Genomic DNA, 22,887 nt, shown 5'->3' with positions numbered 1-22,887 from the left:
TTTGTACAGACGCGCTTACGGCTCTGTGGCCGCTGGGCGTCTTGCGGTCAAAAAGGCAGTGTCAAAAAGGTTTTGCCTTCAAACGCGGGCGTGAAAACATCCAGCACTGAGGTGTCAGGTCGAACATTACGTGCCTTTTATTCTTGTACATGGCATGGGTTTCCTGATTGAAGGGGGGGCGCGTAACGCTCCCCGGCATGGACTACCGACGGATTACGCCTGGCAGTACACAAAGCATTTCGTAGAGCAGGTTGGCTCCCAGAAGAGACGTGTTGCCAGTCAGATCGTACGGCGGCGAGACTTCCACAACGTCACATCCGACCAAGTCCAAACCGTTGCAGCCACGAATAATTTCCATGGCCTGGATAGTGGTAAGGCCGCCGATTTCTGGAGTGCCTGTACCTGGCGCCCACGCAGGGTCGATGCCGTCAATGTCGAAGGACAGGTAGACCGGCCCACCGCCGACTTTTGCTCGGACTTCCTCCATCAGCGGCGTCAGTGATTTGTGCCAGCATTCCTCGGCCTGAACCACGCGAAAGCCCTGTTTGCGGCACCAGTTGAAGTCTTCGGCGGTGTAGCCTTGGGCACGCAGGCCGATCTGCACCACGCGATCGCAATCAAGTAGGCCTTCTTCCACCGCTCTGCGGAAGGTAGTGCCGTGGGCTAGCTTTTCACCGAACTGCTCATCGTTGACGTCGGCATGCGCGTCGATGTGCACCAGGCCGACCTTGCCATGCTTTCTGTGGATGGCACGGAGAATGGGCAGGGTGATGGTGTGGTCGCCGCCCAGCGTCATCGGAATGATGTCGTGCTCCAGGTAGCCGTGGTATGCCTCTTCGATGATTTTCACGGCGGCTGGAAGGTTGAACGTGTTGATCGCCACGTCACCGATATCAGCGATGCTCAAAGAGTCGAAGGGCGCGGCACCGGTGGCCATGTTATAGGGGCGGATCATCACCGATTCTGCGCGAATCGAGCGTGGGCCGAAGCGGGTGCCTGCCCGCAAGGATGTGCCGATATCGAGTGGCACACCGATGAATGCTACATCCAAGCCCTCGGGGGTTGGAAAATGTGGGAGGCGCAGCATGGTGGCGATGCCTCCGAAGCGTGGCATCTCGTTACCGCTGAGCGGTTGATGAAAAGTCTTGGTCATCGCGAGTGTTCCCCAGGGAAGTTGGTTTAAGGCAGTTCGCGCAGCACATGCTCCAGCGTTTCGATGAACAGGTCGGCGTGCTCACGCTGGAAGATCAGTTGTGGGCGTACCTTCAGGATGTTCTCCATGGGGCCGGCGGAACTGATCAGTACACCTCTATTGCGCAAGCCGTTTACAACTTGCGTTGTCGCCTTCGCTGCGGGTGCTTTGCTGGCACGGTCTGTCACCAGCTCTACACCGATGAAAAGACCGCTGCCGCGTACATCGCCGATTACGGGGTAGCGCAAGGCGAGTTCTGCAATACCGGCTTTGAGGTAGGCGCCAACATTTGCGCAGTTTTCCAACAGTCCTTCGTTCTCGATGACTTCCAGCACCGCGTTGCCAGCGGCACACGACACTGGGTTACCGCCAAAGGTATTGAAGTAGCGCGCCGTGCGACCGAACTCTTCGACAACTTCGGTGCGCATCACTGCTGCCGCAATCGGCTGGCCATTGCCCATGGGTTTACCCATGGTGACGATGTCAGGTTTTACTCCGTGGCGTTGGAAGCCCCACATGCTGGAGCCGGTCCTGCCAAAGCCTGATTGCACTTCGTCGGCGATGTACAGGAGGCCTTCGGACTGTGCAAGTTCGACTGCCTCCTTGGCGAAGCCAGCGGGATCGGATAGCACACCGTCGCTTGCAAAGATCCCATCAAACAGCAGGGCCGCAGGCTTGATGCCTGCACTGCGCATGTCGTCGATTGCTCTGCGCACGTCTTCGGCAAAAATCCGTGAGACATTTTCTGCACCTAAGCGATAAGCATCAGGGGCTCGCACGGTACGCACGCACTGGCCGAGAGGCACACCGGCGCCAAGTGAAGGTGATGTCGCTGCAACCTGCTCAGTGATTCCGTGGTAGGCGAGTTGAGTCACGATCACGCCGGTACCACCGGTGTATTGCCGGGCAATTCGCAGCGCCAGATCGTTTGCTTCGCTGCCTGTGCAAGTAAACATTACGTGATTCAGTTCGGCAGGGAACGTCGCCAACAGCTTCTCGGCGTAATCGAGAATGCCTTCGTGAATGTAACGGGTGTGGGTATTGAGCACGTGCGCCTGATCACAGATCGCTTTGACCACATGTGGGTTGCAATGCCCGACCGATGCGACATTGTTGTACGCATCCAGGTAACGTTTGCCCTCGGCATCATAGAGCCAGACGCCATCGCCCCTGACAATGTGCAAAGGGCGTTCGTAGAACAACCGGTAGGCAGGGCCCAGTGCGCGCTCTCGGCGGGCCACCAGTTCACGTTCTGACGCAGGCAGGCGCTCGGCATCTGCTGCGGTGAATCCGTTAACCATGGTCATTGCTGTGCCTCCTGAGCGCAGATTTGACGAATTTTCTGTTGTGCAGTCTGACGTGGAACCTGTCTGAATCTGCGCAGTGCGCTCCACGCCAGTGGCGCGTTACGTAGGATGTAGGCACTGTTTTCGGGGTACATCGAGGCGCGCCAATTGGTGATGACGACGGTCATCACCAAGCGTGCGGCAATCAGGTCAAAGAGAATTTCCTGCTCAATTTCTTCAAGTGGGCAGACGGTGTGGTAGGCCTGGATGAATGCAATGGCCTGGTCCAGCGGATCGCCCGTCTGACCCAACTGGTAGGATGCTGCAACTGCTAGATCGTTGATCAGTGGGGCGTGGACCATGTCGCCGAAGTCGAGGATGTTTCGAATGACTTCTGCGTTGTGGTCGTCGACGATGACATTATGAAAGTTAAGGTCGTTGTGAATAACCTGAGCGCGCAAGCGTTTGAGATGTGGCAGGGCATACTGCTCGAAGTTATCGAGGAAGTGCTCTGCAAGCTGGCGATCTTCGACATTCTCGATGTGCTCGACCAACCCCTTCAAGCGCGACGAATGCTTAATGTCCCAGAGCAGCTCATGGCCGGCAGCGGGATGGAAAAAGCCACGCAGGGCTATCCCGAGTCGAGCCAGATGATCGCCCAGCCCACTGCGAAGTTTCTGGCTCGGATGCTCGACCTTGTTCAGCGGTGTTCCTACAACGAACGAGAACAGGCGTACCAGAACGGTTTGGCCATCGAGGCTTACGAACACTTGATGAAGACCAGTAGTGGTCGGGTGGATTCGTTGGACAGGCAGCTCAGGGGCAGTGTGCTGAATGTGGAGCAATGCCTTGTTCTGGAAGTCGGTGACGTTTGGGTCTTCTGCCGGATTGGAAATCTTAAGCAGAAACTGACGGTCGTCGTCGCATCGCAGGTGGAAATTGAGGTCTCGCTCGCCAGCGAGTAACGAAGCGCAAGCACTCAGGCCATAGTGCAGCTTGGCGATCGCGCAGGCTTGCTCGTCAGAGGCATGGGCGCTGGCGGCTGTGAGGACATGATCCAATGCGGGTTTTGTTTGAATCGTCACTGAACAATCACTCTGTCGGTGGCATCGATAGCGGGTGATGTACCCGTCAACATGAGACCGACGATAGGGCAGAATGGCGGTATCACATATAGCCAGAAACGAGCATGTTATAAGTCCACTTTGCGCGGGAGGACTAACTAGCGATGACTTTCCAGCCACTGACCTATCAATGTTTTGAGCCGACTGCCAGAAAAGCTCGGGAAATGGCCACCGTGCACCGTCGTGACCGGCAGCTTTAGAAGCCGCTCCAGGCTCATGAGGTAGTCGTCTAAATTACTGTGGTAAGCATCTTCGATCAGAGGGCCGTCATAGATCACGTCGCCGCTGAATAGCGTTTGCGTGGAGCGCTCCCACAAGCTGATGCCTCCCGGAGAGTGCCCGGGGGTGTGTAGCACTTCAAGGACCCGGTTTCCGAGATCGATCACGTCACCCTCCTCAATCATTCGAGTCGCGGGCGCAGCGTTGACGCGATATTCGGCGTAGCACAACGGGCATTCTGGGTGGGCATCGAACATCTCATCGCCGACAAATTGCCTAGCCAATGTGTTGTCGGGATTGGGGTGGGCTAACACATGAGCTTCATTGCGATGGACCACTCGCTCACTGAATTCGTGATGGCCGGCGATATGATCGAAGTGAGTATGGCTAGCGATAGCGCATACGGGACGTTCCGTGAGCAGAGGTATCTGTTCGCGCAGGCTTACCAGCCCTGATCCGCTGTCGATAAGTGCGCCTTTGTCGCGTCCCAGGACATACCACATGTTGCAACGATAGAAAGGCTTGATCCAAGGTTCGTGGATCAGGCTAATACCGTCGGCCATATGTTGCAGCTCGAACCATCGATCTTGGCTCACGATTTTCATGATGACTCCACTGATCTCGGCCTGACCGCGAGTCGGTCAGAGAGCAGCAGACATTACCGGTTACTGGATGCAAGCTATAAGGCCAGATCAAGACCATATTTGAGTCCACTTAGTACGGCCGGTTTTGCCGATTTGCTTGTCAGTCAACTCACACGCAGTGGCAAGGCGACTTCACCGCGTCAGTTACATCGGCTCATTCATGCGTGGGTGCTTGAAGGGAATTTACCCATTGGCTACAGGACCCCATCGACGCGTATGCGGCCGATCTGATTGCAGGCCTTGCGTACCCCTGGTCATTGAACGGCGTTCGGGGGAGGGGGATAGCCGCATCAGGATCGAAGAGACTGGTTCTGCGGTAAGGCGGCTGCGATACCTTATGCGTCGGTCACGGGTTGATCACAATTCCGGGCTTGTTTCGCAGGCGTCTGGCGGTCACACCTTGCATGCCTGATTGTGGCAAGCAGCACCATTATCCAGGAAGTGCGTCAGCGGTAGGTGAGTTCGCCGGACGTATGCATTTTCGTGGGTGAGCGGCCCCCGAGGTAGCTGGCGGCCACCTTGAGGGTGCTCAGTTGTAACCTTCGGGATTAGTCGAGGCTGATCCAGGTTGCCTTCAGCTCGCTGTACTTATCGAAAGCGTGCAGAGAGCGGTCACGACCGTTACCTGATTGTTTATAACCACCGAAGGGAGCGGTCATGTCACCGGCGTCGTATTGGTTGACCCATACACTCCCGGCACGCAATGCCCGCGAAACACGGTGTGCTCGGGCGAGATCGCGCGTCCAGATGCCTGCGGCGAGTCCGTATTCAGAGTCGTTGGCGATGGAGACGGCTTGTGCTTCATCATTGAAGGAGATGACGCTGAGAACGGGGCCGAAGATTTCCTCGCGAGCGACACGCATATCTCCATTGGCTGCCTCAAAAATGGCGGGGCTAACGTAGGTGCCACCACTCTCGGATAGCACTTGGCATCCGCCTTCACGCAGCTTGGCGCCTTCTTGTTTGCCGATCTCCACGTACTCCAGGATTTTCTCCATTTGCTGGCGGTCGACAATTGCACCGACTCGCGTCGAAGGATCCAGCGGGTTACCTGGTTGCCAGGCGGTCATGGCGCTCGAAATTTTGTCCAGCAGCGCCTCCTTGATGGATTCATCGACCAGCAACCGGGATCCCGCAGTGCAGACCTCACCCTGATTGAATGCGATACCCGCTGCGACTGCCTCCGCTGCGCGATCTAGATCTGCATCGGCGAATACCAGATGTGGACTCTTCCCGCCGGCTTCCAACCAAACCCGCTTCATGTTTGATTTGCCTGAGGCTTCCAGAAGCTTTTTGGCAATCATGGTCGAGCCGGTAAAAGCCAAGACATCAACATCATTGTGGATGGCGAGGGCGTTGCCGATGGTGTGGCCAAAACCGGGAACCACGTTGAAAACACCACTTGGGATACCAGCTTCCTTGGCCAAAGCGGCAATGCGGATTGCGGTCAGCGGGGATTTCTCAGAAGGCTTCAGGATGACCGAGTTGCCAAGTGCGAGCGCTGGCGCGATCTTCCAGCAGGCCATTTGCAGTGGAAAGTTCCACGGTACGATTGCGGCGACTACACCGGCCGCCTCTCTCGTGATCAGGCCAAGCTGGTTCTCTGGAACCGGAGCGACTTCTCCATACACCTTATCGATCGCTTCGGCTGTCCACGCAACACATTCGTAAGAGCCAGGTACGTCCAGGCTCAGCGAATCACTGATTGGCTTTCCCATGTCCAACGTTTCGAGCAGCGCCAATTCTTCGGTATGCGCTTCCATGAGTTGTGCAAGACGCAGCAGCACTTTCTTACGCTCCGCAGGAGCCATACGACTCCATTCGCCACGTTCAAAAGCTTGTCGAGCAGCACTGACTGCCAACTCTGCATCGGCATCGTCGCAACTCGCAACCTGGCAAAGCAGGCGTCCGTCAATTGGACTTAGGCAGTCGAAGACCTCGCCGTTCAGGGCATCTCGGTATTCACCATCGATGAAGGCTCGCCCTTCGATGTTCAACGCTAGTGCCATTTTTTGCCAATCATGTACGGTCATGTGTACTCCTATCGAAAGTGGTCATTGGCTGAAGGATGTAAATTTTTTGCTTATAGGTAGAAATCAAGGCAGGTCGATTTGTCTTGCGAGCATCATTTTTCGCCGGGTGTGATTGGTGCTTGGCGGGCTCTGGGCATTTGGGGCCTTACACCTCCCCAGGCTCGGGTAACGTGACCAGAAGTAACCAATAGAGGATGGCGGGCGTGAACGATGAAGCTGACAGGCTGATATGGGCTGGGCCGGCCAGATTCGCGAGAGGATCGACGAATTGCGCAAGCCGAGCGCTGCACTTGCAGCCATCCGCCTAGTCCTCGCCAAGTCTTCTATTTCTGTACATGGCACGGCCTTCTACAGAAAAAGGGAGGCAGAGCCTCCCTTGTGGTTAACGGCGAATAACGCCCGGTAGTACGCAGAGCATTTCGTAGAGCAGGTTTGCTCCCAGAAGGGAGGTGTTGCCGGTGGTGTCGTAAGGCGGGGAGACTTCGACGACGTCGCAACCGATAAGATCGAGGCCGTCACAGCCGCGGATAATTTCAATCGCTTGAATGGTTGTCAGGCCGCCAATTTCTGGAGTGCCTGTGCCGGGTGCCCAAGCAGGATCGATCCCGTCGATATCGAAGGACAGATAGACCGGCCCACCACCAACCTTTTCGCGTACCTCGGCCATAAGAGGTTCAAGGGACTTGTGCCAGCACTCTTCGGCCTGAACCACCCGGAAGCCCTGATTGCGGCTCCAGTTGAAGTCGTCTGCGGTATAGCCCTGTGCTCTAAGGCCAATCTGCACAACACGGTTGCAATCCAAGAGCCCTTCCTCAGCCGCGCGGCGGAAGGTTGTGCCATGAGCGATCTTCTCGCCGAACATCTCGTCGTTGACGTCGGCATGAGCATCAATGTGGACGAGACCAATTTTTCCGTGCTTTTTGTGGAGCGCGCGCAGAATGGGCAGAGTGATTGTGTGATCCCCGCCCAAGGTGAGGGGAAGGATTCCATGACCCACGATTCGGTCGTAAGACTCCTCGATGATCCGCACCGCTTCTTTCAAGTTGAAGGTGTTGATTGCTACATCACCGATATCCGCTACGTTCAGCGAATCGAACGGAGCTGCCCCTGTTGCCATGTTGTACGGGCGGATCATCACGGATTCTGCGCGAATCGATCGCGGGCCGAATCGTGTTCCCGAACGCAGTGATGTACCGATGTCCAAAGGTACGCCAACGAAAGCTGCGTCCAGCTCCTTCAATTGCTCAGGGGATTGAATGTGCGGCAGGCGAAGCATGGTTGCGATGCCACCAAAGCGGGGCATCTCATTGCCGCCCAAGGGCTGATGTAGTTTTCTTGTCATGGATCTCTCTCAGGCTGGAGGTATGTAAACGTCTAGCGGACTCAATCTGTTTGCATCAGGAACATCCCATCACCTTGATGAGCGCGCAGTTGTGCCGAGGTAGCGCTTGCGCCGACCCTCTCACTCATGGGTCATAGCTGATTGGGCAGGAGATTCTAGGTATATTTATATCCTAAATGTCTACAGTGGACAATAAGTCCACATGATAGAGTCTCTATGCTCGCTTGGGGACGCCTGGAAAGACCTTGCTTGAAGGGCCCTGCCAGGCTGAAGAGTGGTCAGAATCCGGAGGATGGATCTATCTGTTGCGGCCATAACGGTGCAGTTGATAAGGCCGCTTTGAGCGGAAGGCGAGGCTGACTGCCGCGGGAAACGGCTTTATGATCGTGTCCGTTTAAGGTGAGAGTGGTGAGACCAAAATGGCGGTATTGCTACACGACTTGCTGCTTGGCTCGCTGGATCGCCAAAGTGGTATCAGTCTTCAGCGGCAAATCTACGAAGGGATCCGGGAGGCGATCCTTCAGGGACACCTGCCGGTCGACGCCCGTATGCCCTCTACTCGCGCCTTGGCTGAGCACCTAAAGATTTCCAGGGTGACTACATCGCTTGTCTATGAGCGGCTCACCACAGAGGGCTATCTCTACTCAAAATCGGGGAGTGGTACTTACGTGGCAGACACGCTGCCGCGGACTTTCCATCGTGACCCCGGTACTGACGAGTCTTTGGAAGCTGATCGCCTACTCTCCAGTCGCGGTGCTGAAATCACACGCCGTGTTACAGGGCTTGCCAAGGCAGGAGGGGCATTTGTTCCAGGTGTTGCTGATACAGAATTCTTTCCATTTCACATCTGGCGGCGTCTTCAGAATCGCTATCTGAAACGGAACCATGCCGAACTCACCGGGTATGTTGAGCACGGCGGATATAGGCCGTTGCGGGACGCCCTCAGTGCCTATCTGTACACATCGAGAGCAGTGAGATGCAGCCCTCAACAGGTGATCATCACTATGGGGACCCATCAGTCGCTCGACCTGATTGCAAAGCTGTTAACGGACCCTGGTGATGCAGCTCTGATTGAAAGCCCATGCCATTGGGGGGCCCCAGTCGTGCTCTCGGCCGCAGGCCTTGAATGTCGCCCACTTCACCTTGATTTAGAGGGGGCCCGCATACCTGAGGCGGGTGTGGCGGAGGGTTCGCGTCTAGCATTTGTCACGCCATCCCATCAATACCCCACGGGGAGCATCATGACCTTGCAGCGTCGGCGTGAATGGCTGTCTTTCGCAGAGGCGCAAAACCTATGGTTGATTGAGGATGATTACGACAGCGAGTTTCGTTATGACATTGATCCTTTGCCCTCTATGCAGGGTTTGGGTAACAAGAACCGAGTGATTTACCTTGGGACGTTCAGCAAGGTGACATTTCCCGGTTTGCGGTTGAGCTACCTTGTCGTTCCAGAGGCATTGGCAGATGCCTTTAGCAAAGGGATGACCCAGCTTTACCGACCTGGATTTCTGACGCTTCAAGCCGCGATGGCCGATTTCATCTTGGAAGGTCATTTCGCCACACACATCCGGCGAATGCGAGCAGTCTATGCCCAGCGCCGCTCTCGTCTGCAATCAGCTCTCGACGCCTATTTTGGTGGGGACATTCAATACTCACCGGGTCAGGCCGGTTTGCACCTGGCAGTGAAAGTCGGTCCGGAGGGTACGGCGAGCAAAATGATCAGCGCGGCGGTCGATCATGGGCTCACATTGCGCGGCGCGTACGCGTTAGATCCTCGGGCTGGTGACGATAACCTGCTGGTTCTTGGCTATGGAGGCATTAGGGATGCTGAGGTGGAAGGTGCGGTTAGGCGATTGCGATGTCTCTACGATGCTGTGAGATAGGAGGGAATTGAGCCTCGCAAGACATCGTGGACTGGATATCTACTGTGGAATGGATTGACGTAATCTGGTTATCATCGGCCCTCCTTGAAGAGCCAGGCAACTGAGGTTTATGTGAATTCGAACAAGACGTGGACCGCAGCGCTGATTGGGATTACTGCGATTTGGGGGTGGAGTTTCGTTGCGAAGCAGCAGAATCTGCACAGTATGAGCGCTTCGGCGCTGAATGCTTGGATTTTTCTGCTGGGTGCTATTGCACTTCTTCCTTTTGCTTGGCGACGGTTACATGCGCTCACCGCTAAAGACTGGCTTGCCGGTTCGCTAGCCGGCGTGGTCTTGTTCATCGCTTTCGCTTTTCAAACGAGTGGGCTGGGTCACACGACCCCTTCCAATGCTGGTTTCATCACGGGGCTTTCGGTAGTACTTACCCCATTTTTCCTGTTCTTGATCAATGCTGAAAGGCTTTCGTTGAAGCAGGCGTTGGGCGCCTTAGTAGCTTTGGTTGGTCTGGCTCTGCTAAGCCTCAATGGTTACGCAATCCACTCAGGTGATCTGCTTATCCTCGGCTGCGCCATCTTCTTCGCCATACACATCGTGGTCCTGGCCAAGATCAAATTCAGCTCTTCTTCATTGGTGCTCGCGTTCATCCAGCTCCTCGTTGTTGGCTTGTTGTCGTTGGTCTGGAGTGTTGTGGCGGGGGAGTTTTCGGTCCCGGATACTGCACCATCTCTAACAGTTACTTTGGTGGTAGCGGTGTTTGGTACGGCCCTGGCCTACTTCGTTCAGACCCGTGCTCAGGCGGTGCTTTCTGCTCAGAAGGTGGCATTGCTGCTGATCTGCGAGCCCATTTTTGGAGCGCTCTTTGGCTATCTGCTTGCAGGAGACAGGTTTACGGTCATGAACATCATTGGGGCGGTGATGATCATCTCGGGCATGCTGATCAGTGAGCTTCGACTGCCGCGTCTGCTTCGGAAATCTTTGACCGTGGCTGTAGACTAAAAATGGAAAAATTCAGTGGGTTACCACGTTCTGTCGGTTTGAGATTGCGTGAGGAGCGTCTGCGATTTGGTCTCAGTCAGACGGACTTCTCGAAGATGCTAGGTGTGTCCCGGAGAACTCAGACTCTCTATGAAAATGATGGCAGAGACCCTGGGGGGCTGTACCTGTACAAAGCTCAGGAGTTTGGGGTAGACGTGCACTATGTACTGACAGGACGTCGGGAGTCGGCCCCACTAGAGGAGCTGAGCGGCGAGGCTAAGGAGTTGTTGGCGATCTTCAACTCACTGGTTGATCGGGACAGGGACTTTATACTGAGGATTGCTGAGACTCTTACCAAGACTTCACGGTCAGCTAATCCTCACTCCGCACACCAGCATGAAGATGGGTAGTGCGCCTCTCAAGGGGCGTTGTGAGTAGCCGGGCCGGCGAGCATGCGCGTAACTTCCTGCAAGTCTAGAAGGTTAAGCTGGTCTGCGATACGGCCTTGGGCGCTAGGGCGCAAGAACTGGCTCTTCGCTGGGTCGCTAAGCAGCGGCACACGCGCCGCGGCGATCATGAGTTTGATTCAGTCGGCCTGGAACAATCTACACGATCCGTATGCCTATATAAAAGATGTTCTGACACGGCTACCTACACAGCGCGCCAGTGAGATAGGAAAACTGCTGCCGCATCGGTGGAGACCAACCGGGGGTATGCCTGGTGGGTAGGCCTAGACTCGGAGCGTCAGACACTTGGTCATGCATGCCTCAGCAAACGCGTTCCAGTACACCTGAAACACAAGAAACACGGAGAGCCCTTTATGAGTTGCTTGGTGTGCGCCGGTAATGCATCTGTCATTAAGTGTCAGGGGCTCGGGAAGAGCGGGATTGCCCGGCTTGCGGTCACTACCGTGTTGCTGATGTACTCATCCTGACGCTCATGGAGCAGGGACAAATCTTCGATGTTGAAAGGACTCGAGATTGGCTTGCGCAGTAGCGTAAGGATCATCCCGTCCCCTGCATCGAGCCTCATGATGTTCTGCTCGCTTTGTAAGCGAATGGGCGATTATCCGACTCCAGCGTCAACGGCTGCCTCGAACAATACTGCACACTTTGGCAACTGCGCGAGCAATAGCAGACATCTGCCTTGTCTGTAGCCCAGCGCCCTGCGACATGATCACCTTATGCTGAATGCTTTCCAGGTACTGAGCTTTCAGTTGATCAACCATCGGTGCAAGCACTGAATTCCCTTTGAAATTGGCCAACAGCTCGTCAATGACTACCAAGGTTTCCTTGATCGCCGTCTCGACGGCGGAAGGTGAGGCTGGGTCGAAACGAATTGCCTCCAACCGCAGATCAAGCTGCTGAAGCGCAGTCTCGGCTTCCCGCATTTGGGCACACGCTGCGTCTAGCTCAGACTGTATCATCCACCGTCCTTCGGGCTGAACGCAGCCCCCGACTCATCACCGAAACAGAATTGTAGGTCATTGCCGACAAGGAGCGCAGCTGCTGTGTCGGGCGATGCAATTGATGTTGCGAGTTTGCTGCTAGCCTACTGGAGAACTCTGATAGTAAGAGATCCTACTATGCCGTTCACGGACAGATTTGTAGCGGAGATCGTGAGCCTTCAGGTCAGACTGTATAGTGCGCGCGCACGCCTTGAAGCCCGCACGGACGGCGAAGCACTGCATGATCTTCGGATTGCCGTCAGACGTATCAGGAGTCTGCTGAAGCCCTTACGCTCGGTTGCGGAGATGGGCGCGCTGAGCAAGGCGGCAGCAGACGTAGGCCAGCAGACTACCCCGGCGCGTGATCTAGAGGTGCTCATCCACGAACTAGAAAAGCGGACATACTCCAACCTCGCTCAATCCAGGCGTAGCCAGCTCAGCCACAGCTATGATGCCATCCTCACAGGCTCACCGCTTAGACGGTTGATGGTAGCTCTCGATGAGTGGCCGGCAGAATTTAGGGCAGTCGAATTCAACCACGGCTGGGCTAGGATCCAGTCGCGTATTCGCAAGGCACTCCACAGGCAAGTTGACCGGCTCCATGAAGCGATAGAGGACAAAGCTTATGACCGCCATCAGTTAAGAGTGCTGGTCAAGCGCACTCGCTACCTGACAGAAGCTTTTCCAACACTGTCCCCACTGTCGAAAAATGAAGCCAAGATTTTAAAGGAGCTGCAATCCGCTCTGGGAAATTGGCACGACCATTACCAATGGAGCCTGAAAGCACAAACCGAAAAGGATCTCCATCCGTTGAGGAGAGTCTGGGAGGGAGGCGCAGATTCTGCGTTGGAAGAGGCGGAAGCACTGTTGTTGAAAGCGACAAAACTGCTGCCGAAGTCAAGCAAGAAGGCTGCTTGATTGACAGTGACCTGTATACGCGACGTGCCGGTTGCCGACGTGAACTTGTCCAAGGTCAGCTTGATGGCAATACTGCATTCGAGCCGAGAATTTTCGGCAATGCGTGTGGGCATTGACCCGTTCCGTTAGCCTCTCCACGAAAGCTATGGCTTCACCATAGTTCCTGAACCTGATTCGCCAGGAGTCGAGTATGACGTTGCACCCAATGTTGGAGTTTGCTTTTTCAATCTTTATCAACATCAGCGATCTCCTCCACAGAGCAACCCTGAGCTAACTTTCTTTGTAGATGCTGCTGTCCAATTGTTTCAGGGCCTCGATTCTCGTTCTTATACGCTCAGCATTTACATCAATGGTTGATACCGCGCCTAGAATGGTGCTGGAGGCTTCAGTGCCACCGCGTTGGTCAATCCACAGCCCCACTGATTCGACGGCGTCCGCCAAGGCGAGCTGGTTTTCGTGCAACGCTTCAAGGATGTCACATAAAAGATTTTCGGCTGGCATGACGGCCACCTCATCGAGACCTTACTGAGTTTAGCACTCGCTGCTCACTGTCATGCCAGATGCCAGTGATGAGCTTCCGCATACCCATGGCCTAGCTGAACACTGTAGCCGTTTGCCACCCTGCGGCTATACTCCAAACGCTACTGTTATGAGTGAAATCCTAGCTATCACTGCAATTCGCTGCATATGGAGGGGCCATGACTGAGAAGTATCGTGTGCTTTTTTTGTGCACCAAAAACGACGTGCGCTCATTGATGGCTGAAGCTCTTTTGAGGCACATCGACTCCACTCACTTTGAGTCGTTCAGTGCTGGACTGACTGCGGGAGAGGTCGATGAACGTACCCTGCAAACACTTGAGCACATTGGCGTCAATACGAACGGATTGCGCAGTAAATCTGTCATGGAATTCCAAGGACAGGATTTTGACTATGTGATCACGCTCTGGGAAATTTCAGCAGACGGGCCGCTGCTGACGCTCTCCGCAGGCGAAGCCATAACGTGGCACTTCGAAGATCCAGCCGCTAGCGAGAAACCTGAGGCATTCCGCCATGCCGTTCAGGAACTCCATGAGCGCATCAAAATGTTTGTGACAGTCAAGACACGCCACACGGAGGCGTAGGCTTCCATTTCTTCTTCATATAGTGCTAAGGCCGTGTCGCTTCATCTCACCACGCCGCCGCCGCCGATCACCCATCATAATTCTTTCACTTTACTGTCAAGACTGTCGCCTAGGGTGTCTTCGCCAACACGCTCGGGGGGCTTATGGTGTCTTTTCAGCCAAAAAACAGACGTCTTTCCGCCAATGTCAGTTTGCGCGAGAGCATGATCACTACAAGCGCGGGCAAATTTTCGAGGATTGACACCGTATCTCTTCAATCGACGCTTGAGCGACGTTACCCGTTGGGTTTGCTGAGCACGGAGGAAATTCAAGCCCTCCTAGAACCGTTCAACAGAGGTTGAGACCTGACCATACGCTTACCGTTGTGACAGGCTAGCATTAGGCCCGCGTGGTCCAGCGGGCCAACGACCGCTCCTCAAGCGAGGAGGCATTCAAGCTAAAAAACGTCCTGCTGGTAGTGGTAGGTAGCGGAGCTTTTTTAGGCTTCCTCTCTCAAGGCTCTAAGGTACTTGTAGACTGTGGCTCGGCCCATGTTAAGAACGTTAGCAATGTAGTCTGCGCCGCTACGACCATCAAATGCACCCTCTGCGTACAGCGCTTCGACGAGGGCACGCTTAGTCTTCATATTGAGCGTGTTCAACGACAACTGGCGCTCGTTGAGCCAGGCGTGAAGGAAGGTATTGATGCGCTCCTGCCAGTCGTCCTTGAACAGAGCATCTGGTTGAGGAATCAAGCGACTAACTTGGAAGAACGCGTCAAGCGCAGCTCGCGCCTGCTCCAAAACAGAAAAGTTTAGGTTGATGCATAGCAAAAACTCAGCTTCGCCGCGGGCGTTTTTGAGGACGCTTGTGATCGAGCGAATGTTTTGGCCATTCCAGTTGAGCTTTTCGTACGGGCCCAAGCTGGTCACCTCAGCTATATCACCTGGAAGCTCGTCAAGGGCAGAATCATCTCCTAGCTTTCGCTTGGAAAAATTGTTCGCGATATGAACGACGGTTTGGGTCTTCACCTCATGGATAATGACCTCGGCATGAGGGAATAGCAGAGTAGCGATGCCGTCTGCGATGACCTTGTAGTTTTCCAGGCTGCTCATAGCGACGTGTTGCGTCCTTGTTGACCGTGGTGAGGGATCTGGAGCGGGCAAGCAGAAAGGCTCGCTTTTCCTGTCATCCCAGCTGAATCGATGAATAGTCGGTGATCCGGGTCCGATATTCTACAGCTTGTTGATGCTGCGATGCTTGGCATCGCAGCGATGAGTAGTATCCTGTGTTTAAGCCTCGGAGGGGAGTCTCTGGAGGTGCAGTGAATACAGCTCCATCGCGATGGCGACATCTTCCAGGCCTAACCCGACCGAGCGGAAAAATACGTTGCGGCTGTAATCAGGCAGCTTGGCTTTTCCTACCACGAGTTCAGACAGGTCACCGGCTAGCAGACTTGCATCCCATTGCGACGTCTCTCGTGCGATGATCATTTCGCCGGCAGCGTCAGGCGTGGTCTTGCGATAGTCGCAATAGACATCCATTTTTTTCAGGTCGCTCGGGCTAACCTCGTGAGCCCTGGGAGCATTGGTGCTTATCGATGTGATCAGCGCCGAATTGCCGAGCAGTCCCAGATCTACAACGGGTTTTGCTGAGGATGTACAAAGCAGGATGACGTCAGCTTTTGCCAGTGCTTTCGACTGAAGCTCGCAGAGCTGCACGCGCTCATCCATTCTCTCAATTTCTTGCCGTGATGCGTCATCCATCGCGCCAAGGTTTGGCGAAAAAATCGAGATCCGTTCCCATTCCCTTAGACTGCGAGCATATTTCAGGTGGGCCAGCGCTATCGGTCCAGTACCTATGATCGCTAGTCGTTTGGCGTCTTTTTTTGCAAGGTGCTCGACCGCTAGCGCAGTTGTGGCTGCTGTGCGCTGAATCGTAAGGTACCCAGCATCTGTCAGCATGATGGGTTGGCCGCTTTTGCTGGACATGAGCATGGTCCAAGCGGTCACGATAGGCTTATTTTGAGTTGGGATATATGGAGAGGTCTTCACACCGTAGACCTGCTCCTCGTTTAGGACGCCGAGATAATTGATGAAATCACCGCCGTTAGCGAGTCCGATCTGCTGCTGAGGTGGCTGAAGAGCGGTTCCTTTAGCGAGTGAAGCGAACATTTTGCGCATTGCGCCGATCGCATCAATGCTGTGGCTCAGGGCCTTTACTTCGTGGTCGCTATAAATGGCGAGCGAGCTTAAGTTTTCATGCATGTTTCAAGTCTCTCAGGTATTCGAACGGCACTCCTTCCTGGAAATTGGCCGTTTTTCTAGTTTTGTTGTAGCGGGAAGGAGCGTGAAGGTTTGCTTCACTAGGAGCCTAAAACTATTCTTCTCCGTAAACGTCGAAGTCAAAATACTTTGCGTTAATCTCCTTATAAGTACCGTTTTCGAGGATCTCACCAAGCGCCTTGTTGAATGATTGTGCCAAGGCGCTATCACCTTTACGCACTGCGATTCCGATACCATCCCCGAAATATTTTGGGTCGGTAAAGGTCGGGCCTACAAAGCTGAAGCCTGCACCGACGGGCTTCTTCAAAAATGTCTGATCGAGAATTACGTCGTCCGCCAAGGTGCCGTCCAGACGGTTAGCTTGCAGGTCGAGGTAGATCTCATTCTGCGATGTGTAGCGCACGATTTCGGCGCCTTTGGCCTCAAGCATTTGACTGGCGAACCGATCATGAATACTGGAGCGCTGGACCCCGATACGTTTTCCAGCCAGCCCTTCCAAGTTGTCACTCACCTTGGTCCCTTCTTTCATTACCAGGCGAGCTGCGCTTCGATAGTATCTGTTCGTAAAATCAACTGACTTTTTCCGATCCTCTGTAATCGAAAGTGAAGCAAGAATTGCGTCAATTTTTCTAACCTTAAGCGATGGGATTAGGCCATCATACTCCTGCTCGATCCACCTACACTTAACCTGCATCTGCTTGCAGAGAGCGTTGCCTATATCGTAATCGAACCCGGCCAGCTCGCCATTAGGTTGCTTATAAGCAAATGGAGGGTAGGCAGCTTCAATACCTATCTTCAACTCCTTCTCTGCGGCATGAGCCATAGAGAAACTCAAGCCGATAAAAATCCCCGCAATCAAGCGCTGTTTATTGTTCATGAACCTTACCTCTGTATAGTTTTTTTGTGAGCATTACACTCGATGGGTCAAGGCAGTAAAGGTGGATCAGCGTTTTCTTATATACCCATAAGCTTGCCGGTTCGCCGGTGTGCTAATGGGGTGGTGCCAGCCAACATGCCTAGTTTTTGCCCTTGGCGAGTCAGCTTTACATGGTGACGTGCGACGAGAATGCCTTTGAGGTTGCTGAGTACTGGGATTCTGGAGGAGCCAGGAGTGAGGTCGATTGGGACAACCTCGGCGATAAGCTCACCTTCGGCGACCGGATCTCCCGGCTTTTTTTTCCATGCCACAACGCCGGTAGCAGGAGACTTGAGATGGGTTACGCCTTCAAGAGGATAGATTTTTGCGGGCTCAGCGTTCGCCAAATTACAGCCGCCGGCAATCACTCCCTCATGCTTCAAAAATTCGATGATTCCTGCCGCGTCTACCGCAGCCATCTCATCATCAACGTCAATTTGGCCCCGCAGTTCCAGCGTTGCTGAGAAGCCCAAGTGCTGTGTATCCACAAGGCCGAGGTGGTGCGCCTCTTTCCATGCCTTTGCATACGCTTCGTCCAAAGGGAACCCACCAGCTTCATCCTCCAAGAACACAGCTTCTACATGAGTGGCCGCAGCCAGAGCGAGCGCTCGCGCCTGTTGATTCCAGTTGGAGTAAATGTGAAGGATGCTAGAGGTGTCACAGTGAAGGTCGATCAGGATGTCATGTTTCAGAGCTTGCTTGAGAAGCCAAGCCTTGCCCGCATCGACTGCGCCATCTACCGCTATGTCTTCAATGGCCTCGGCAAAAATTGCCTTCAGCCTGTGTGTATCGTTTGGAGTAGGAGGGCATTCTTTGAGGGCCCGCCGGACCTTCTCGGTGATATCAGGGAAGCTACGGTTGAAATTTTCACCGTTAGCCATGTTGTATCGCCCTGGCATCTGGCCAAAGAGCTGCTGACCAAGGCCGATAGGGTTTGCATACGGAACGATTTCGATGCGTCCGACGATCTGACCGCTTTGTTCCAGCTCGATCAGCAGCTCCATCAGGTGCTGAAGAACTAACAGTCCGGGATGCTCATCTGCGTGCGTCGCCGCCTGGAGATACGCGCTACGACCTCTGCCTGGCACACCGAAACTATGCTTGACGAGCTGGTGGCTAGCGCCGGGCGAAAACGAAGGGAGAACATAGATTTCGGATGAGGGCATGAACGTGCTCAGCTTTTCGTGTACTATAAATCCATGGTGGACTCAATTTGCTCGAAATTCAAGACCGCTTTGAGGTCCCGGCTTCATCTGGGGCGCATGCTTGGGCCGATCTCTTGTGAGATCGGCCCTCTGAGACTATTTGGGAGAGACTAAGTAGGCTTGGGTGTCGCCTACTTTGGTGGTGGACTCTGTCGGGCTCCACAAGCCAATGTTCTCGTCGACGCCTTGCAAGACCCACCGAGCGTCCGGGCGACCCAGTGTTTTTGCCGCTTCAGTTGAGACCCGGCCGAAATCGCCAGTGCTCAGATGATTCACGATCAAGCCAAGAGACACCCCTGGAAGCATGCTGAAATTTCCGAAATCGGAGTTGCTGTCTCCGGCTACAAATATCGGATCGCGGCCCTCTCGCCGCGGCGCGATGTATTTGCGAATGACTTCCGGTTTGCCTTCGCGATAGGAAATTGGATGCCCTTTCTTGGCTTGGGCAAGGTATTTGCCGGCCGCTGAGGTTTCGAGCCTTAGACCGTAGACCTGATTAGAAGGAATGTTGTAGCCGAATTCCGGTCTCGTCGCGATAACCTTCACGAGCGGCTCAAAGCCCGCGGACACAACGAAGACATCGATCCCATTGCGTTGAAGGGTGTGCATCAGGTCAGCGATTTCTGGAACAACCCGCATGCCTTCCACGTAGCTGACTTTGACCACGCCAGTCTTGCCTGGTCTTGAGTGAGGGCTTTCGAGAGTGGTTTTGACGATGCCAGCTTGAAGGCTATGGCGGACAGAGCTAAGGGCAAGGTCCTCAACATCCTGTTCAGTCATGTTGCTACAGAAGAAGACCTCCCAGGGATAAGCCACTTTGGCGCCATGGGTGTCGATGATGGCCTGGAACAGGAAATACAGCTTCGTCTTGAAGTCCCTGAACTCGTCCGTGCTGAAGATCGCGGCGTCGCGCTGTCCGGCGGGCTTACTGATGTAGTTCTGATACAGAAACTCATAGTCATTGCCGAGATCGTTTGTGAGCGCACCGAATGCAAGAGGATGACCATCGCTGGAGTGAGCAATGGTGTCGCCTGGCTTGCTTGGAATGTTGGTGATCAGCACCTTCCGAAATTCATCGGGAGTCAGCTTAAAGGCAAGATTGTCGATCTGATACAAGAAAAATTTGTCGGTAACATCGTTGATTATGCTCGTATCATCCCAGTCGAAGGAGGCATACGGGCGTTTCGACTCCGGCGTATTCACGGGGACGCTGTTGGCGGCGATGAGGCGCTCGATTGCATGCCGGGTGTTTGGTGCCCATTTCCCTTGGTCTAGGAGATGTTCTCCGGAGGGCTGGGATGCGCTCGCATTGAGTGCTAGGCCAGCAAGCAGGGTGGTCCACAAGAAAGCGCGGGAAGGTCGGTTCATCTCCACTCCGTATCGTTTTGTTGAAAAGCGTGATGCTTCGTGGACTTATAGTCTATAAAATAAATTTTGTCTGCAACTCTTGGGGCGGGACCTCAACCTGTGACAATGGCGTTGCGAGGAATCGCAATGAGTACATCTGTACTCCTTGTCTGATGTGCCTTACTGAATCGCGCCCTGCATTATTTAATTTGCGTGCACAAGGCAGCTCTTTATAGAGTCACCTTTCCTACAAGAGGCCGGTGCCTGGTAGAAACCGCAGACGAAGCTCAAGACTCGCCCGCAAAACCTTGTTTTTTGACATAGACTCAACCCGCGTCAGACCTTCTCAGGCGGAGTTTTCATGTCGATACAACGGGCATCTCAAGTCGCTTTGATCAGCGGTGCGGGCAGTGAACAAGGGATAGGTATCGCCATAGCCCGTCGTCTAGGCCAAGGAGGAATCAAGCTCATCATTACCGCTAGTAGTTCTCGTATCCATGCGCGAGTAGCAGAGCTACGCGCCGCTGGCTTTGATGTTGAAGGCCGCGTGGCAGATCTGACGGATGAGGATCAGGTCGTGCGACTGGCACGATGGGCTCTGGAGATCTGGGGGCACGTAGACATTCTTGTTAACAACGCAGGCATGACTGCCCAAGGTAGCCCTGAGCCCTTCGCAGCGCTTGCAAATATGAGTTTGCCTATGTGGGAGCAGTCGCTTGCCAGGAATTTGACGAGCGCCTTTCTTCTGACCCGCGAGCTAATACCTGCGATGCAAGCACAAAAGTACGGGAGAGTGATCAATATCAGCTCAACCACGGGTACGGTGGCCAGCAACGTAGGCGAATCCGCTTACAGCGCCGCCAAAGCTGGGATGGTGGGTATGAGCATGAGCCTCGCACTGGAGATGGCACAACAAGGCATTACTGTCAATACGGTTGCGCCCGGCTGGATTGCTACTGCGTCCAGCACCCCTGAAGAATTGGCAGCCGCTGCTCACGTACCAATTGGACGACCAGGTCGTCCCGAAGAAGTTGCCGCTGCTGTCGCCTTCCTTGCCTCTTCAGAGGCCAGTTACGTCACAGGAACAACGCTGCTCGTCGATGGAGGAAACTGTTTGCAGGAGAATAAGTCCCGCTTCTGACTTGCCAGAGTCTTTGGCTATTGGCGAAGCAAAAGTTTCCTTCTAGTAGAGCATGCGGCTTAGAGGACCGCTATTGGCCCAGGCTGTGTGAAAACATCTCGACTAATTTGACTGCTCAAAAAGTATCCTGAAAATCGCGCGCTTAAGCAAAATCTTGGGCTGGTTAAGCCCCATCTCTTTTCAGATTTCATGTAGGAGCGCGATTATCGAAAGCTAGCGGGGCGGGGGCACACAGCCCGGGTCGATAGTGCTTGAGTGAGGTGCCTGAATAAAAATACATCCCTCAAGCATTGCTTCTAGCTTTCCGCTTTTCTCCTACCCAAAGGAAGATATGTGCGGCGCTGAAAAAGCAAAATGCTCTCAGTTTTTGAGAGCTGAGAGCATCAATCCCACGTGTTATGAATCAGTATTCCCAGAAGATGCGTTGCAGCTCCTTGCTGTCCTGGGTCTTGGTCATGGCGACCATGGCGAGAATCCGCGCCTTCTGAGGGTTTAAGTCATGCGCCACTACCCAGTCGTACTTGTCGTCTGGCTGCTCGGCGTTGCGCAATACGAAACCACCCTGGTTTACGTGGGACGAGCGAATGATCTGCACACCGTTTTTGTGCAACTCCTGCAAAGCCGGCACTACCCGAGACGAGACTGAGCCATTGCCGGTCCCTGCATGGATGATTGCTTTGGCGCCACTCTGTGCCAGAGCCTTGTAGGCCGTGTCGCTGACGTTGCCATAGCTGTAAGCAATATCCACCTGTGGCAGGCTGCTGATTTGCTTGATGTCAAACTCCGATAGGGTGGTGTGACGTTTGGCGGGGAGGCGGAACCAGTACGACTTACCTTCTACTACCATGCCCATCGGGCCCCAGGCGCTCTTGAAGGCTTCAGTCTTGATGTTGACGGACTTGCTCACGTCGCGACCAGACTGAATCTCGTCGTTCATGGTCACCAATACGCCTTTGCCACGCGACTGCTTGTCGCTGGCTACGGCCACGGCGTTGTAGAGGTTGAGCATGCCGTCGGCGGACATGGCAGTACCTGGACGCATCGAGCCAACCACCACGATCGGTTTTTCGGTTTTTTCGACTAGGTTGAGGAAGTAAGCGGTCTCTTCCAGGGTGTCAGTGCCGTGGGTGATGACGATGCCGTCGACATCGTTGCTGTCGGCTAGCTCAGAGACCCGCTTAGCAAGCTTCAACAAGTCCACATTCGTAATGCTCTCGGACGCAATTTGCATCACCTGCTCGCCGCGCACATTGGCGAGATCCGCTAGCTCCGGCACACCGGCGATGAGCTTGTCGACGCCAAGCTTGGCGGCTTGGTAGGTGGCGCTATTGGCAGCGCTGGCCCCGGCGCCGGCAATAGTCCCGCCAGTTGCGAGGATGACCACGTTGGCCAGCTTCTGCTGGGTTTCTGCTTCTTTAGCAGAAGCCGCGGTTGGCACGATAAGCAGCAGCGCCAATGCGCTGGGTGCGAAGGTTTTCAAAGCAGCATTCATTGTTTTGTCTCTCTTCCTGATGAGATTGGTTGCTGTGTTGCGCCTACTCCAAGGCAGGTTTCGTACCAGTGTCTGCCTGGCGCATCGAAATTGTAGACGACCCTATATCTGGGCAGTTTCAGAGGGAGAGGGCGTCACAGAGCGATCCCCTTATCCGGAATATCGAACAATCAAACGTGTCCCTGTTCGGTTTTCCGGCGCGCAGAACCCCACGGCTGTTCATCTTCAGGGCCAGCTGCTGCATGGGTTTCTGCTTTTTGACTAGCTGTAAAAGAATTGCAAAGAAGAGGCTGAGTCCTATTCCGGAAAAAGGCGGAAGGTGATGTGGTGTCTCGTGAT

20 protein-coding genes and 1 pseudogene are annotated in these 22,887 nt (G+C 54.4%); 7 read left to right on the top strand and 14 right to left on the bottom strand.

What is annotated here, in order from left to right; genetic code table 11:
• Positions 1-202: 202 nt before the first annotated feature.
• The 6 genes from speB (HU725_RS13490) to speB (HU725_RS13465) all read right to left on the bottom strand — a co-directional run bounded on the left by speB (HU725_RS13490) (position 203) and on the right by speB (HU725_RS13465) (position 7,840).
• A complete protein-coding gene (speB, locus tag HU725_RS13490; RefSeq protein WP_186478150.1) occupies positions 203-1,153 on the bottom strand; it encodes an agmatinase in 951 nt (316 codons plus the stop codon).
• A 26-nt stretch (positions 1,154-1,179) separates the two neighbouring features.
• A complete protein-coding gene (locus tag HU725_RS13485; RefSeq protein ID WP_186478151.1) occupies positions 1,180-2,499 on the bottom strand; it encodes an aspartate aminotransferase family protein in 1,320 nt (439 codons plus the stop codon).
• A complete protein-coding gene (locus HU725_RS13480) occupies positions 2,496-3,563 on the bottom strand; it encodes a phosphotransferase (protein ID WP_186478152.1) in 1,068 nt (355 codons plus the stop codon). The genes HU725_RS13485 and HU725_RS13480 overlap by 4 nt, the downstream gene beginning before the upstream one ends.
• Before the next feature lie 137 nt (positions 3,564-3,700).
• Positions 3,701-4,426 (bottom strand): MBL fold metallo-hydrolase, encoded by a 726-nt coding sequence (locus tag HU725_RS13475; RefSeq protein WP_186478153.1) that lies wholly within the window; start codon positions 4,424-4,426, stop codon positions 3,701-3,703.
• Positions 4,427-5,013: 587 nt separating this feature from the next.
• Complete coding sequence (locus HU725_RS13470; protein ID WP_186478154.1) at positions 5,014-6,498, bottom strand: aldehyde dehydrogenase; 1,485 nt, start codon at positions 6,496-6,498, stop codon at positions 5,014-5,016.
• Between the two features lie 382 nt (positions 6,499-6,880).
• Complete coding sequence (speB, locus tag HU725_RS13465; RefSeq protein ID WP_186478155.1) at positions 6,881-7,840, bottom strand: agmatinase; 960 nt, start codon at positions 7,838-7,840, stop codon at positions 6,881-6,883.
• Between the two features lie 419 nt (positions 7,841-8,259).
• Here speB (HU725_RS13465) and pdxR point away from each other — a divergent pair, with 419 nt between their 5' ends.
• The 4 genes and pseudogenes from pdxR to HU725_RS13445 form a co-directional block, all read left to right on the top strand.
• Complete coding sequence (gene pdxR, locus HU725_RS13460; protein ID WP_186478156.1) at positions 8,260-9,723, top strand: MocR-like pyridoxine biosynthesis transcription factor PdxR; 1,464 nt, start codon at positions 8,260-8,262, stop codon at positions 9,721-9,723.
• Between the two features lie 111 nt (positions 9,724-9,834).
• Positions 9,835-10,719: a DMT family transporter gene (locus HU725_RS13455; protein ID WP_186478157.1), complete on the top strand. Its 885-nt coding sequence runs from the start codon at positions 9,835-9,837 to the stop codon at positions 10,717-10,719.
• 2 nt (positions 10,720-10,721) lie between these two features.
• Complete coding sequence (locus HU725_RS23040; RefSeq protein WP_186478158.1) at positions 10,722-11,108, top strand: helix-turn-helix domain-containing protein; 387 nt, start codon at positions 10,722-10,724, stop codon at positions 11,106-11,108.
• 87 nt (positions 11,109-11,195) lie between these two features.
• Positions 11,196-11,426 (top strand): annotated as a pseudogene (locus tag HU725_RS13445) (transposase domain-containing protein); the annotation flags it as partial.
• A gap of 353 nt (positions 11,427-11,779) precedes the next feature.
• Here the strand turns inward: HU725_RS13445 and HU725_RS13440 are convergent.
• On the bottom strand, positions 11,780-12,124 hold the full coding sequence (locus HU725_RS13440) for a YuaX family protein (RefSeq protein ID WP_496197686.1): 345 nt from the start codon (positions 12,122-12,124) through the stop codon (positions 11,780-11,782).
• A 159-nt stretch (positions 12,125-12,283) separates the two neighbouring features.
• Here HU725_RS13440 and HU725_RS13435 point away from each other — a divergent pair, with 159 nt between their 5' ends.
• Complete coding sequence (locus HU725_RS13435) at positions 12,284-13,063, top strand: CHAD domain-containing protein (RefSeq protein WP_186478160.1); 780 nt, start codon at positions 12,284-12,286, stop codon at positions 13,061-13,063.
• 270 nt (positions 13,064-13,333) lie between these two features.
• Here HU725_RS13435 and HU725_RS13430 read toward each other — a convergent pair whose 3' ends face one another.
• Entirely contained in the window at positions 13,334-13,564 is a 231-nt protein-coding gene (locus HU725_RS13430; RefSeq protein WP_186478161.1) for a hypothetical protein, read from the bottom strand.
• Positions 13,565-13,761: 197 nt separating this feature from the next.
• On the opposite strand from HU725_RS13430, the gene HU725_RS13425 reads away from it, so the two are divergent.
• Positions 13,762-14,184: an arsenate reductase ArsC gene (locus HU725_RS13425; RefSeq protein ID WP_186478162.1), complete on the top strand. Its 423-nt coding sequence runs from the start codon at positions 13,762-13,764 to the stop codon at positions 14,182-14,184.
• A 478-nt stretch (positions 14,185-14,662) separates the two neighbouring features.
• Here the strand turns inward: HU725_RS13425 and HU725_RS13420 are convergent, their stop codons facing one another.
• From HU725_RS13420 to HU725_RS13400, 5 genes are all read right to left on the bottom strand, one after another.
• A complete protein-coding gene (locus HU725_RS13420) occupies positions 14,663-15,277 on the bottom strand; it encodes a helix-turn-helix transcriptional regulator (protein WP_186478163.1) in 615 nt (204 codons plus the stop codon).
• Between the two features lie 177 nt (positions 15,278-15,454).
• Complete coding sequence (locus HU725_RS13415) at positions 15,455-16,429, bottom strand: ornithine cyclodeaminase family protein (protein WP_186478164.1); 975 nt, start codon at positions 16,427-16,429, stop codon at positions 15,455-15,457.
• 112 nt (positions 16,430-16,541) lie between these two features.
• Positions 16,542-17,324, bottom strand: a complete 783-nt coding sequence (locus tag HU725_RS13410) for an ABC transporter substrate-binding protein (RefSeq protein ID WP_186478165.1) — start codon at positions 17,322-17,324, stop codon at positions 16,542-16,544.
• Between the two features lie 77 nt (positions 17,325-17,401).
• Entirely contained in the window at positions 17,402-18,529 is a 1,128-nt protein-coding gene (locus HU725_RS13405) for a succinylglutamate desuccinylase/aspartoacylase family protein (protein ID WP_186478166.1), read from the bottom strand.
• Between the two features lie 135 nt (positions 18,530-18,664).
• Positions 18,665-19,936, bottom strand: a complete 1,272-nt coding sequence (locus HU725_RS13400) for an HAD family hydrolase (protein WP_186478167.1) — start codon at positions 19,934-19,936, stop codon at positions 18,665-18,667.
• A gap of 340 nt (positions 19,937-20,276) precedes the next feature.
• On the opposite strand from HU725_RS13400, the gene HU725_RS13395 reads away from it, so the two are divergent.
• The gene (locus tag HU725_RS13395; RefSeq protein WP_186478168.1) at positions 20,277-21,056 is read left to right on the top strand and encodes an SDR family NAD(P)-dependent oxidoreductase; all 780 of its coding nucleotides are present in this window, start codon (positions 20,277-20,279) and stop codon (positions 21,054-21,056) included.
• Between the two features lie 403 nt (positions 21,057-21,459).
• Here HU725_RS13395 and HU725_RS13390 read toward each other — a convergent pair whose 3' ends face one another.
• Entirely contained in the window at positions 21,460-22,548 is a 1,089-nt protein-coding gene (locus HU725_RS13390) for an asparaginase (RefSeq protein WP_186478169.1), read from the bottom strand.
• Between the last annotated feature and the right edge of the window lie 339 nt (positions 22,549-22,887).

Origin of the sequence: Pseudomonas promysalinigenes (assembly GCF_014269025.2) — a bacterium.
Taxonomy (GTDB): Bacteria; Pseudomonadota; Gammaproteobacteria; order Pseudomonadales; family Pseudomonadaceae; genus Aquipseudomonas; species Aquipseudomonas promysalinigenes.
Note: the sequence above shows the minus strand (reverse complement) of the source record. Positions and strands in the feature narration are given on the sequence as shown.